The organism is Priestia sp. YIM B13552 (genome assembly GCF_042787775.1).
Classification (GTDB): domain Bacteria; phylum Bacillota; class Bacilli; order Bacillales; family Bacillaceae_H; genus Priestia; species Priestia megaterium_E.
In genome coordinates this window covers 1-12,702 of the sequence record NZ_JBHZOU010000017.1, presented here as the reverse complement: position 1 = coordinate 12,702, position 12,702 = coordinate 1, and the positions used below count along the sequence as shown (strand labels likewise).

Below are 12,702 nucleotides of genomic sequence, written 5' to 3'. Positions count from 1 at the left end.
TATAGTAAAGAAAACGCTATCATTTTTAAGGAATTAGTGATAAATTGTTTAAAAATGAAACATTCAGGAGGGGATAACTTTGCAACACATAACAAAAATTCTTGGTATCGCACCTTATGAAGAGTTAAGACACTCAATGGAAAATGTAGGATCCTTATTTTCTAATATTTCACTAAATACGTATACTGGTGATTTACATGAAGGAAAAAACCTGGCCTTGGAGATGATTCATAACGATTATGATATTGTTATATCAAGGGGAGGTACTGCTGACTTAATCAGGAAGAATATCTCTATACCCGTTATAGATGTTTCGATATCCGTATATGACATTTTAGGAGCGATCAAACTAGCAAAGAACTATACCTCTAAATTTGCTATTGTAGGTTATTCGAGTATTACTGAAACAGCTCATTTAATTTGTGACATATTAGACTATTCTGTGGAAATATACACCATTGATGATTCTAGTGATCATTTAGGTCTACTAAAGTCATTGGAGAAAAAAGGGATTGAATTAGTGCTTTGTGATGCAATAACGAACAAACTCGCACTAGAAATTTCTTTAAATACGATTCTTATTACATCAGGAAGTGAAAGTATTAAACGTACTTATGAACAAGCAATAGAGTTAAATATGCACCTTCAAAAATTAAAATTACAAAATAACTTACTTACAGAAGCCATTGAAAAATTTAAAACTGACTGTTTAATTTTATCCAGTCAGTTTGAGTTGATTTATTCAAGTTTAGATTCCGAAACGAATGCCTCAATCTATAATTATTTGCTTAATAAAAAAGAGACGACCTCATTTACTCAATCACATACTTTTTATCATTCAGTAAACAACACTGTATATAACTTAAAAGTAAATCGTTCAAAAGAGAAAAATGATGTTTTTTATATTGTTATTGTGCAAAAATCTGTAACACCTATCATGAATTCTAAATTTGGTGTTACATATGAAGATAAGTCAGAAGTAGAAAAAAAATTAAATAATAATTTATATAAAAATCCGATTATCACAGATGATATTAACAATAAAATTAAACAAATGAATTCAAATAATTCGCCGATTATATTATTAGGAGAAAGAGGTACGGGGAAAGATATCGTATCTCAATGTGTATTCACCAGTCAGAAAAATAACAATCATACATTAGTAGCTATTAATTCGCACTTACTAAATGATGCCATGTGGAAACACCTTTTAAATACAAATAACGGTCCTTTTCTTGAATATGGTAATACAATCCAGTTTAATCATTTTGATAAAATTTCACATGAAAACTTTGAAAAGTTACTCACTATTATTGAATATACTAACTTACACGTAAATAACCGACTCATCTTTATTTGCGAAAAAACATCGGAAGGTCGCACATCAGAATTTTATAAAGAATTAATGAGCCGAATGAATTCGATAAGTTTTCTTCTACCTCCACTAAGAGAAAGAAGAAATGAACTATCGGCTATATTAACGATGTTTTTAAATAAGGTAAATATTGAAAACAATACGGATATTGTAGGTTACGAGCCTAGTGCCCTGACTGCTCTCTCACAATATAATTGGCCCGGTAATTTCAAACAGTTAAAGCAAGTTCTAACCGAACTAGTTTACTTAGCTAAATCCCTATATATAACTAGTAATACTGTCAACAGTATTTTGGGCAAACAACAAATGGTCGAAAATATGTCTAATTCAGAAGATGGAATGAACATTTTATTTAACAATAGCAAAACATTACATGAATTTAATTTGGATATAATCCAGCTAATACTTGATTATCATAACGGCAACCAAACGTTAGCAGCTGAGCAGCTGGGCATCAGTCGAACGACGTTATGGAGATATTTAAATAAATAAAAATGCTTTTCTTAGCTAAAAAACCCGGAAAGTGATTTTTTCCCCAGTCTTTCAGCTTATGTGCTTACGATAAAATGATCGTCTTTAACCAAGCTTTTCAATATACAAATCCATTTATCTCCTCCCATCTAATACCGTGTCCTATTCGTAATTAGTTGTTGTACGTGTCGCTGAGACAAGATGCCTTGCCCTTTTAATTATGACTTATCAGATGGAATAAAAAGAGGCTTCTCAAAAGTTTGAACAACTAATGAGAAGCCTCTTATATTTATACTGATTTTGCTATTTTGTTAGCAACTCTCTCTCAAGTCCCTGGATGTCAAGGGATTGAGCGGCTATTACATCATGCCGCCCATTCCACCCATGCCGCCCATGTCAGGCATTGCAGGTGCTCCGCCTTCTTCTGGCTTGTCAGCAACAACTGCTTCAGTTGTTAAGAACATAGCCGCTACAGAAGAAGCATTTTGAAGAGCTGAACGCGTTACTTTTGTTGGGTCAACGATACCAGTGTCTAGCATATTTACCCACTCGCCAGTTGCAGCGTTGAATCCAGTTCCAACTGCTTCGCCTTTTAGACGCTCAACGATTACTGATCCTTCTAAACCAGCGTTGTGAGCGATTTGACGTACAGGCTCTTCAATCGCACGTAATACGATGTTGATACCTGTAGCAGTGTCACCGTCAGCTTCGATGCTTGCTACTTTATTATAGATATTTACTAATGCAGTACCACCACCAGCTACGATACCTTCTTCAACCGCAGCACGAGTAGAGTTTAATGCATCTTCAATACGTAATTTACGTTCTTTTAACTCAGTTTCAGTTGCCGCACCAACTTTAATTACAGCTACGCCACCAGCAAGTTTTGCTAAGCGCTCTTGTAATTTTTCACGGTCAAACTCTGAAGTTGTTTCTTCAAGCTGAGCTTTGATTTGGTTTACGCGCGCTAGGATATCTTCTGCGTTTCCTGCACCGTTTACAACTGTTGTATTTTCTTTTGTTACAACAATTTTAGAAGCGCGACCTAATTGATCGATGCCTGCTGTTTTTAAGTCAAGACCAAGCTCTTCAGTGATTACTTCTCCGCCTGTTAAGATTGCAACATCTTGTAGCATTGCTTTACGACGATCACCGAAACCAGGAGCTTTAACAGCTACAGCTGTAAATGTACCGCGAAGTTTGTTCACAACTAATGTTGCTAAAGCTTCGCCTTCTACGTCTTCAGCGATGATTAATAGAGGCTTGCCTTGTTGAACAACTTGCTCTAATACCGGTAAGATTTCTTGAATGTTACCGATTTTTTTGTCTGTGATTAAGATGTATGGATCATCTAATACAGCTTCCATTTTATCTGAATCAGTTACCATGTAAGGAGATGCATATCCACGGTCAAACTGCATACCTTCTACCACTTCTAATTCAGTTGTGAAACCTTTTGATTCTTCAAGTGTGATAACACCGTCGTTACCAACGCGCTCCATTGCTTCAGCAATTAATTGACCTACTTCTTCGTCAGCTGCTGAGATAGCCGCTACTTGAGCAATTGAATCTTTACCTTGAATTGGTTTAGAGATTGCTTTTAGTTCTTCAACCGCTACAGCTACTGCTTTTTCCATCCCTTTACGGATACCCATTGGGTTAGCACCAGCCGTTACGTTTTTAAGACCTTCTCTGATCATTGCTTGCGCTAAAACTGTTGCAGTAGTTGTACCGTCACCAGCAACGTCGTTTGTTTTGCTAGCAACTTCGGCTACTAATTTAGCACCCATATTTTCAAATGCGTCTTCTAATTCGATTTCTTTTGCAATTGTTACACCGTCATTTGTAATAAGCGGTGAACCGAATTTCTTTTCTAATACAACGTTACGACCTTTTGGTCCAAGCGTTACTTTTACAGCATTTGCTAATGTATCTACACCACGTAGCATTGCGCGACGTGCTTCTTCGCTAAATTTAATGTCTTTTGCCATGTTCTTTGACCTCCTCAAGATGTTCTTAATAATCTATTTTTTACGTATGATAAGTTTGTGGTTAAAATTAGCCGATTACAGCTAAAATATCGCTTTCGCGTAAAATTAAGTATTCAGTACCTTCGTATTTCACTTCAGTACCCGCATATTTTGAGAAGATGATACGATCGCCCGCAGCTACTTCTAAAGCTACACGCTCACCGCTTTCTAATACTCGGCCTGTACCAACAGCAACAATTTTACCCTCTTGTGGCTTTTCTTTTGCACTGTCCGGTAACACGATACCGCTTGCTGTTTTTTCCTCAGATTTTACAAGTTCAATCACTACGCGATCACCTAATGGCTTTAACAAGTGAAACAACCTCCTCAAATAATATGTTTGCATTTTTATTAGCACTCAACCTCAACGAGTGCTAACACAATTATTATATTAAAACAAAGTGGGTTTTTTTTGCAAGTATTAAACAAAAAAAATTTAAAATTTACGAAAACTACATATAATAGTCTTAGATTTCGACGATTTTGAGAAATAAAGCATTCTTTTCTCTGTTCAATAATATGTATGTTACAATACGAGCAAGAAGAAATTACTAACTTTACAGTACTTCTTCGACATATATACATAAAAACCTTTTAAAGGAGTATAGAAGATTGGAAAAACGTTATTGGTATGTTATCCTCACCTACATCCTTATGCAGTTTTCAGGAGTTGTTGGTATACCGCTGTTAAAATTAACAGGAATGTTTGAGCAATATCCAGTTCGAACAGCGAATGTCATGCTTTTGACTTATTGGACCATCATCAGCTTTATCCTTGGTTTACTTATTGTCTTACTGCTGCTGCGTCGTGACATGTCCATGCGTATAGAACATGCTGGAAAAACGATTGCTGTTGTCTGGTCAGTCCTTGGGGTGTTTCTCGCTATGGCTGGTCAAGCTGTAGCAGGTATGATCGAACACGCTCTTGGCATTACCCAAGTATCTGAAAACACACAAAATATTGTTAACCTTGTTAAAGCAACACCGTTCCTTATTGTCGTTACGTCTGTTATTGGACCAATTCTAGAAGAGATTATTTTTCGAAAGATTATTTTCGGTTCTCTTCACAAACGATATAATTTCTTTATCTCTGCATTTATTAGTTCCCTTATTTTCGCTGCCGTACACTGGGATTTTAAACATTTGCTCGTGTATACAGCCATGGGATTTGTATTTGCATTCCTTTATGCAAGAACAAGACTAATTATTGTACCCATTATTGCTCACGTGTTGATGAATACAATCGTTATTTTATCTCAAACTATTTTTGCAGATAAAATTATAGAAATGCAAAAGCAAGCAGAACAAATGCAGTTTATTTTTGGAGGCATGTTTTTATGAAGAATATCCCTTTAACACGAGGGTTTATTTATATTATTATGGGGATTTTATTCACCTACCTGGCTATTCAAAATGCTCAGGAAACCGTGTGGAACTTCCCTACGATCTTATTTGCACTCGTAGCCGCATTCGATTTCAGATTTGCGGTTCGCATTTTTATCTTGCACTATAAAATTAAAAAGTTGCAGCAGCACTATAAAAATCAAGATGATTCATCTAAATAAAAAAACCACTGTTTCAGTGGTTTTTTTACATACTAACATCTTCTTTTTCTTGCTCTGCCCTTGCCTTTAACACTTTGCGATACGAAATGCGGGAAATAATGATGCTGATTTCATACAAAATTAAGAGCGGCACTGTCACCATCATGTGCGAGAGCAATTCTGGTGGTGTAATAAGTGCGGCAATAACTAGCAGTACGAAATAGGCATACTTTCGAATTTGAGATAAAAACATAGGCGTGATAATTCCTAATCGCGTCAAAAACATGACGACAACAGGAAGCTGAAACAACAGCCCAAAAGGCAGTGTGAGCTGCATTAAAAAAGAAAAGTATTCATTAATGCCAATCACTTGGTTTACATTCAGCTCATCAGAAACGCGCGTCATAAAATCGACGACAAATGGAAACAACACAAAATAAGAAAAAGAGACACCGCCGATAAAGAGAAAAATGGAAACAGGAATATATCCAAGCGTTACCTTCCGCTCTTTTTCATATAAACCAGGACTAATAAATGCCCAAAGTTGATACAGTGCAACAGGAGCTGCAAGTACACAGCCGATAATAACAGCAAACTGCATATAAATCTTAACTGGATCTGTTAGCCTAAATGCATTCATCGTTAAATTTTTTGCCTCATCAGCATGCTGTAAATAGACAATAACTTTATCCGCTATAAAAAAGCCGCCAATTGTGGCAATGACAAAGAAAAATAAAACAATTAAAATGCGTTTTCGCAGCTCTCCTATATGATCATATATTGACATTTCTTGTTCGGTCATACTATGATCACCCTTTTACTCTTTGTCATCTACTTGACGCTGTTTATCTTTTTCACGATCTTCTGAGGCACCGCTAGCGGCATGCTTAAACTCTCTAAGCGTTTGCCCAACTGATCTTCCTAGCTCCGGTAACCGTTTCGGTCCAAAAATAAGCAGTGCTACAATCGCAATAATAATCCAACTGCCTGCTCCAATCCCCATATTCCCACTCTCCTTATTAATTTAGACTTAAGGAAATCGTAACACAGTCCATCTTATTCAACAGGATAATTTTTCAAAAAGTAGACAAGCGACTGTAATTCTACAGCCAGATCAATATGATGCAGTCGAATCTCATCCGGTACGTTTAAGCGTGCAGGAGTGAAGTTTAGAATCCCTTTAATTCCGCAATTCACTAAACGATCGGTAATTTGCTGAGCCACAGTGGCAGGAACGGTTAAAATCGCCACTGAGATATCATCACTCATATAATCTTCCAATTGGTCAAGGTGATAAACCGGCACGTCGCCTACTTTTGTACCGACTTTATCTTCTATCACATCAAAAGCGCACTCAATTTTGGTGTTATTATTTTTAATAAAATTATAATTTAAAAAGGCCGTTCCCAGATTCCCTACGCCAATAAGTGCTACTTTCGTTACTTCATCTTGGTCTAACGTTTTACGGAAAAATGTAAGTAAATAATTCACATTGTAGCCGTATCCCTTTTTCCCTAATGCTCCAAAGTAAGAAAAATCCCGGCGAATAGTAGCAGAATCAACTTTCACTGCCTCACTTAACTCCGCTGACGAAACACGCTGTTTACCAGAAGCATGCAAGTTTTTTAAAAAACGATAATAAAGCGGCAATCGTTTAGCCGTTGCTTGTGGTATTTTTAATTGTTCAGTGTTCACGTTGTACCCCCTCAGTTCATGTATGTCATTACTAACATTTTCAAGTCATATTGCATTACCTTTCACAAAGCATCAACCGCTTTGAGGTAGCGCTTCCAATTCTCTCTCTTTTCTCTTGTTTTATATATACTCCGCTTCGCACCCCGACGGCTTTTGTCTATCCAGCACTACTTAAAGTCGGTAGCTAGAACGAAGTAATTAGCTCTTCAAAGGATCCGTTTGTTAGTCATGACGGGTTTTCTACATCCATCATATATAAGTTCAGAGATGCACTTATCTCTTATTTTAACATAGTATCCTGTATAAAATGTGCAGGTAAAATCATTTTATTTCATGAATCAAAACATTCGCTTCATCATTTGTCCTTGTCTCTCTACAAATTACAAACGCTTGTAGGAAGAACTTGTAGTTGAAAATATGTTAAAATACACTATGGATATACTACTAGAGGTGAAAAAATGATTATTCTACAATTGAACGGTATTACAAAATACTATGGGGCAGAACCCATTTTATCGAATATAAAGTTAGAAGTACAATCAAAAGACCGCATTGCCCTAGTGGGACGAAACGGTGCTGGTAAATCAACTTTATTAAAAATTATTGCTGAGCAGCTTTCTTATGACAGCGGAGAAATTATTAAACCTAAAGGTGTTTCCATTGATTATATGGGACAAGATACAGTTCTTGAGTCAACACTCTCCATATGGGAAGAAATGATGACGGTCTTTGCTCCGTTAAAGAAGATGGAAAAAGAATTACGTACGCTTGAAACGAAGATGGGCGATCCAGACATTTTTAATGATTCAGTTCAATACGAAAAACTAACCAAAGAGTACGATCAGCTTCAAGTAACGTTCAAAGATTTAGGCGGCTATCAATATGAAGCGGATACACGATCTATTCTTCACGGTTTCCGTTTCTCAAACTTTGACTATAGCACCCCTATTTCCTCCTTGAGCGGTGGACAAAAAACGCGCTTGGCTCTTGCAAAACTGCTTTTAACAAAGCCAGACTTGCTTGTTCTGGATGAGCCTACCAACCACTTAGATATTGAAACTTTAGCATGGCTGGAACAGTTTCTGCAAGGGTATGAAGGAGCTATTTTAATTGTTTCACACGATCGTTACTTCCTTGATAAGGTCGTAAATCAAGTGTATGAAGTCACACAAAAAACAACGGTCAAGTACACGGGCAACTACTCTAAATACCTTGTACAAAAAGCAGAGCGATATGAAAAAGAGTTGCGTCAGTACGAAAAGCAGCAAGATGAAGTCGCAAAACTGAATGATTTTATTCAGCGAAACATCGCCCGTGCATCGACTACAAAACGTGCGCAAAGCAGACGTAAGCAGCTCGATCGAATGGAGTTAATAAATCGACCTAACGAAGGCGAAAAATCAGCTAGTTTTTCGTTTGAAATTGAGCGTCAAAGCGGAAATGAAGTCTTAAACCTCGAAAACGTGTCCATCGGATATGATGAACACAAATACGTCGTCCAAGACGCAAACCTTCGGATTAAAAAAGGTGAAAGCCTTGCGTTGGTTGGCCCTAATGGAGTTGGGAAATCTACGTTATTAAAAGGTATTGTGGATAAACTAAGCTTCAAGACTGGAACCATTTCTTTTGGCTCGAACGTAATGGTTGGTTATTACGACCAAGAGCAAGCTAATTTAACGTCTAATAAAACCGTTTTAAATGAGCTTTGGGATGACTACCCCTCCAAACCTGAAAAAGAAATTCGTACAGCGCTTGGAAATTTTCTGTTTTCAGGTGATGATGTACTGAAAATCGTTTCGACGCTTAGCGGTGGTGAAAAAGCACGTTTGGCTCTTGCGAAGCTTATGCTTCAAAAAGCTAATTTCTTAATTTTGGATGAACCTACTAACCATCTTGATTTAGATAGTAAACAAGTACTCGAGAATGCGTTAATCGATTACCCAGGAACTCTGTTATTTGTTTCACATGACCGTTATTTTATTAATCGTATTGCAAACAAAATAGCAGAGCTATCTCCTGAAGGGGTAGAAGAATTTCTTGGAGATTATGACTATTATGTAGAAAAGAAAGCAGAAATAGAGGAAATCAAAGAATTAGAAAATATAAAAGCAAACGAAGAACGCACGGTAAAAGTAGATAAACAGTCCTATAAACAAGATAAAGAACAAAAGAAATTGATGAGGCAGCGAACGCGCCGCATTGAAGAAATTGAAACTGAAGTAAACAAATTAGAAGCCGCACAAGCGGAGAATGAAGAACTTCTTTGTGACCCTGAAATTTATCAAAACCACGAAGAAGTATCAAGATTAAACGGTGAAAACGAAAAAATTGCTTCACAGTTATCCACATTAATGGAAGAGTGGGAAGAATTACAGCTTCTTCTAGAAGAATAGTCTATATTTTTTCGTATTTATTCATCCTATTTACTTGTTCGTGCGCTTTAGAACAAGCTTTATCCACTCTGTGAATAAATAGTGGATATCTGTCTGATTTTCATAATTAAAACTTGTTGATAACAGGTCCGTGTACTGAGTGCACGGACTTTTCCACATAATTATCCACAGTTAATTCTAAATTTATTGAATATTGTTGATAAATTATTTTTAACCACAAAAAAAGACGAATGAGAACTAAATCTCATTCGTCTCTTACTCTTCCAAGTCTAAACCGGGGTTTGCGTTTAATGACATATCTGAGCGTTTTCCTTGAGCAAATCGTACACTTGCTGCTGCTCCAATCATTGCAGCATTATCCGTGCATAGAGATAGCGGCGGGATAATAAGTTCAATGTTTGATAATGGTGCAAATGCCTCTTCTAGCGCTGCTCTAAGTCCTTTATTAGCAGCAACTCCTCCTGCTACTAACACTTGCTTAACGTTATATTCCTTTGCAGCTTTAACGGTTTTAGTTACTAACACATCAATAACACTCGCTTGAAAGCTAGCAGCAAGCGTTTGTGGAAGAATTTCTTCACCTTTTTGCTTCGCGTTGTGGACAGTGTTAATAACTGCTGATTTTAACCCACTGAAACTAAAATCATAGGATCCTTCTTCTAGCCAAGCACGCGGTAAATCAATTAATGGCTCTCCTTCATGTGCAAGGCGGTCAATATGTGGTCCGCCTGGATATGGAAGGTTTAACGTGCGGGCTACTTTATCGTAGGCTTCTCCTGCTGCATCATCTCTCGTTTCACCAATCACTTTAAACTGACCGTGACTTTCCATGTATACAAGCTCCGTATGCCCTCCAGATACAACTAACGATAAAAGCGGGAATTCTAATTTTTTGATTAGCTGGTTTGCATAAATATGTCCTGCAATATGATGAACGCCAATTAATGGCTTTTGATGTGCAAATGCTAGCGCTTTGGCTGCATTTACGCCAATAAGAAGTGCTCCCACAAGCCCTGGTCCTTCCGTTACAGCTATTGCATCAATATCTGCAAACGTCAAGTTCGCTTGATTTAAAGTTTCTTCAACTACCACCGTAATTTGTTCCACATGATGACGAGATGCAATCTCAGGTACGACACCGCCAAATCGTTTATGACTTTCTATTTGAGAGGCCACCACATTGGCTACAATTTCATGACCGTTTCGAATCACGGCTGCTGCTGTCTCATCACAGCTTGTTTCTAATGCTAAAATTAATTGATTTTCACTCATAAATTCACCCACATAACTAATGCATCCTCATTGTTATCAGAATAATAATTCTTACGGATACCTCCAGGTTTAAAACCTAGCTTTTGATACAATGATTGTGCAATATGATTAGATACCCTAACTTCTAATGTCATTGACGCAGCACCTAGTTTTCGAAGCACGTCCATCACGTTGCGCAACAGCAATTCACCGAGTCCCTTACCTCGGTAGTCTGGCAATAGCGCAATGTTAGTTACATGTGCTTCGTCAATAACAATCCACGTTCCGCAATACCCAATAATATTTTCTCCTTCTTCCATCACAATGTAAGTTGAAAATTGATTATTGGTTAACTCATTTTGAAACGCTTCTGAACTCCAAGGTGTCGTAAAAGACTTCTCTTCAATTTTCACTACTTGATCAACATCTTTAACTTCCATTAAACGAAACTTAATTGTTAGTTTCATGTTTATACCTTCTTTTATCCTTTTTGCTGTGAAGCAAGCCAGTTGGCTTCGGCTTCAGCTAAACGAATGTAGTTCGGAACAAAAGTATGCACAGACTGCGGCTCTTTCTTCATTCCTAAGAAAGCCAATTCACTAGGTCTTGGATTAAACTGCTGAACATGGGCAAATACAGCTTGTTCACCCAGCACTTCTTTTAACGCCTCTTCATGCATAGGAAGATCATTGCCTATGAATAAAATAGGTTTGTTGTATGACTTTAAATGTTCCGCCCAGTCTTTATTAATAACAAGTCGATCACTTTCAACTTCTACAAGACCTCGCTCGTTATTCCATTCATATAGTCCTGTATAAAGCTGTTGACGGCGCGCATCAAATAACGGAGCGATATATCCATCAAAATAGCGACCGTTTGCTGCTAGTGCCTCAAGGCTAGATACACCTATTAAAGGAATATTTAAAGTCCAAGCAAGTGTCTTGGCAATGGTAACGCCAATGCGTACACCTGTATAAGATCCTGGACCGTGTGCTACTACAATACGGTCTAGCTCGCTTGGCGCAATATCACAATCCTTTAACAAAGATTCCACAGCGTTCATCACACGAACGGAGTGATTCTTTTTTAGATTCGTAATAATTTCTCCAATTACTTTGTTTTCTTCAACGACAGCAACACCCATGACAAAATTGGATGTATCAATGGCTAACATTTTCATCTTTTAAAAAGCTCCTTACATATTTCAACGTACCGACTGCCTATCGCTTTTACAAGGATTTTACGAGTCGTTTCGTTTTCATGGTAAATATTGATTTGAATATATTCATTAGGAAGCTGCTCTTCAATCAGATGAGCCCACTCCACGACCGTCACGCCATCTCCTTCAAAATACTCATCGAACCCTAGGTCTTCAAATTCATCCCCTAGACGGTACACATCCATATGATAAAGAGGAAGGCGACCGCTTTTGTATTCTTTAATGATCGTAAATGTCGGGCTATTTACATTGCGTTCAATTCCTAATCCTTTAGCTAAACTTTTTGTGAATGTTGTCTTTCCAGCTCCCAAATCGCCTTCAAGCAGCAGCACGTCACCAGCTTCTAATAAAGTTGCTAGACGAGCAGCCAGCTGATTAGTTTCATCAGGAGACGTAGACATAAACGTAAATTCGTTAATCTCTGTCATTCATTCAGAACCTCATTTCAATCTGTATATATATATTGTAAACGTTGTGGACTATACATATCCAGTAAGAAATCCAACAATCTTTAACATCGCAATTCTATAAAGAAATTTCTTTGTATATAAAAAATTCCTTAGGATTGCTCCTAAGGACGGTAAAGTTTTATATAAAAATGGTTCAAACAATAAAAAAGACGAAACACATTGTTTCGTTTCTAAAACATGGCGGTCCCGACGGGAATCGAACCCGCGATCTCCTGCGTGACAGGCAGGCATGTTAACCGCTACACCACGGGACC

The 12,702-nt window shown here is 37.4% G+C and carries 13 protein-coding genes and 1 tRNA gene; 4 read left to right on the top strand and 10 right to left on the bottom strand.

Going from position 1 to position 12,702, the window contains the following annotated elements; all coding sequences use genetic code 11:
• Positions 1-79 precede the first annotated feature (79 nt).
• On the top strand, positions 80-1,867 hold the full coding sequence (locus ACFX40_RS27275; protein WP_377257317.1) for a sigma-54-dependent transcriptional regulator: 1,788 nt from the start codon (positions 80-82) through the stop codon (positions 1,865-1,867).
• 338 nt (positions 1,868-2,205) lie between these two features.
• On the opposite strand, the gene groL is transcribed toward ACFX40_RS27275, so the two are convergent.
• Together groL and groES are read right to left on the bottom strand one after the other, a co-directional pair.
• Positions 2,206-3,837 (bottom strand): chaperonin GroEL, encoded by a 1,632-nt coding sequence (groL, locus tag ACFX40_RS27270; protein WP_028412700.1) that lies wholly within the window; start codon positions 3,835-3,837, stop codon positions 2,206-2,208.
• A gap of 67 nt (positions 3,838-3,904) precedes the next feature.
• Complete coding sequence (groES, locus tag ACFX40_RS27265; protein WP_013055026.1) at positions 3,905-4,189, bottom strand: co-chaperone GroES; 285 nt, start codon at positions 4,187-4,189, stop codon at positions 3,905-3,907.
• 299 nt (positions 4,190-4,488) lie between these two features.
• Between groES and ACFX40_RS27260 the strand changes: the two genes are divergently transcribed.
• Both ACFX40_RS27260 and ACFX40_RS27255 read left to right on the top strand, forming a co-directional pair.
• Positions 4,489-5,217 carry a CPBP family intramembrane glutamic endopeptidase gene (locus tag ACFX40_RS27260; protein ID WP_028410374.1) on the top strand — a complete coding sequence of 243 codons (729 nt, stop codon included), beginning with the start codon at positions 4,489-4,491 and terminating at the stop codon, positions 5,215-5,217.
• A complete protein-coding gene (locus tag ACFX40_RS27255; RefSeq protein WP_028410375.1) occupies positions 5,214-5,441 on the top strand; it encodes a YdiK family protein in 228 nt (75 codons plus the stop codon). Before ACFX40_RS27260 ends, ACFX40_RS27255 begins: the two co-directional genes overlap by 4 nt.
• A 25-nt stretch (positions 5,442-5,466) precedes the next feature.
• Here the strand turns inward: ACFX40_RS27255 and tatC are convergent, their stop codons facing one another.
• Genes tatC through ACFX40_RS27240 form a run of 3 tightly spaced genes read right to left on the bottom strand, consistent with a single transcriptional unit; the run spans position 5,467 to position 7,115 of the window.
• A complete protein-coding gene (gene tatC, locus ACFX40_RS27250) occupies positions 5,467-6,222 on the bottom strand; it encodes a twin-arginine translocase subunit TatC (protein WP_263034649.1) in 756 nt (251 codons plus the stop codon).
• A gap of 15 nt (positions 6,223-6,237) precedes the next feature.
• Entirely contained in the window at positions 6,238-6,423 is a 186-nt protein-coding gene (tatA, locus tag ACFX40_RS27245; protein ID WP_013055022.1) for a twin-arginine translocase TatA/TatE family subunit, read from the bottom strand.
• Between the two features lie 53 nt (positions 6,424-6,476).
• Complete coding sequence (locus tag ACFX40_RS27240; protein ID WP_013055021.1) at positions 6,477-7,115, bottom strand: redox-sensing transcriptional repressor Rex; 639 nt, start codon at positions 7,113-7,115, stop codon at positions 6,477-6,479.
• A gap of 458 nt (positions 7,116-7,573) precedes the next feature.
• Here ACFX40_RS27240 and ACFX40_RS27235 point away from each other — a divergent pair, with 458 nt between their 5' ends.
• Positions 7,574-9,508 (top strand): ABC-F family ATP-binding cassette domain-containing protein, encoded by a 1,935-nt coding sequence (locus ACFX40_RS27235; protein ID WP_377257314.1) that lies wholly within the window; start codon positions 7,574-7,576, stop codon positions 9,506-9,508.
• Positions 9,509-9,763: 255 nt separating this feature from the next.
• Here the strand turns inward: ACFX40_RS27235 and tsaD are convergent, their stop codons facing one another.
• From tsaD to ACFX40_RS27210, 5 genes are all read right to left on the bottom strand, one after another.
• Positions 9,764-10,780: a tRNA (adenosine(37)-N6)-threonylcarbamoyltransferase complex transferase subunit TsaD gene (gene tsaD, locus ACFX40_RS27230; protein ID WP_028410378.1), complete on the bottom strand. Its 1,017-nt coding sequence runs from the start codon at positions 10,778-10,780 to the stop codon at positions 9,764-9,766.
• Positions 10,777-11,226, bottom strand: coding sequence for a ribosomal protein S18-alanine N-acetyltransferase (gene rimI, locus ACFX40_RS27225; RefSeq protein WP_050691693.1), 450 nt, complete (start codon positions 11,224-11,226; stop codon positions 10,777-10,779). Before rimI ends, tsaD begins: the two co-directional genes overlap by 4 nt.
• Before the next feature lie 14 nt (positions 11,227-11,240).
• Positions 11,241-11,939 (bottom strand): tRNA (adenosine(37)-N6)-threonylcarbamoyltransferase complex dimerization subunit type 1 TsaB, encoded by a 699-nt coding sequence (tsaB, locus tag ACFX40_RS27220; protein ID WP_050691692.1) that lies wholly within the window; start codon positions 11,937-11,939, stop codon positions 11,241-11,243.
• Positions 11,936-12,406 carry a tRNA (adenosine(37)-N6)-threonylcarbamoyltransferase complex ATPase subunit type 1 TsaE gene (tsaE, locus tag ACFX40_RS27215; RefSeq protein WP_013081426.1) on the bottom strand — a complete coding sequence of 157 codons (471 nt, stop codon included), beginning with the start codon at positions 12,404-12,406 and terminating at the stop codon, positions 11,936-11,938. Before tsaE ends, tsaB begins: the two co-directional genes overlap by 4 nt.
• Before the next feature lie 220 nt (positions 12,407-12,626).
• Positions 12,627-12,702: transfer RNA gene (locus ACFX40_RS27210), tRNA-Asp, on the bottom strand.

What these genes read in the sequence shown, in the direction of transcription:
- tsaB (WP_050691692.1), bottom strand. Translation starts at nt 11,939, where the DNA reads ATGAAAATGTTAGCCATTGATACATCCAATTTTGTCATGGGTGTTGCT.
- tatC (WP_263034649.1), bottom strand. Translation starts at nt 6,222, where the DNA reads ATGACCGAACAAGAAATGTCAATATATGATCATATAGGAGAGCTGCGA.
- tsaE (WP_013081426.1), bottom strand. Translation starts at nt 12,406, where the DNA reads ATGACAGAGATTAACGAATTTACGTTTATGTCTACGTCTCCTGATGAA.
- ACFX40_RS27255 (WP_028410375.1), top strand. Translation starts at nt 5,214, where the DNA reads ATGAAGAATATCCCTTTAACACGAGGGTTTATTTATATTATTATGGGG.
- ACFX40_RS27235 (WP_377257314.1), top strand. Translation starts at nt 7,574, where the DNA reads ATGATTATTCTACAATTGAACGGTATTACAAAATACTATGGGGCAGAA.
- rimI (WP_050691693.1), bottom strand. Translation starts at nt 11,226, where the DNA reads ATGAAACTAACAATTAAGTTTCGTTTAATGGAAGTTAAAGATGTTGAT.
- tatA (WP_013055022.1), bottom strand. Translation starts at nt 6,423, where the DNA reads ATGGGGATTGGAGCAGGCAGTTGGATTATTATTGCGATTGTAGCACTG.
- tsaD (WP_028410378.1), bottom strand. Translation starts at nt 10,780, where the DNA reads ATGAGTGAAAATCAATTAATTTTAGCATTAGAAACAAGCTGTGATGAG.
- groL (WP_028412700.1), bottom strand. Translation starts at nt 3,837, where the DNA reads ATGGCAAAAGACATTAAATTTAGCGAAGAAGCACGTCGCGCAATGCTA.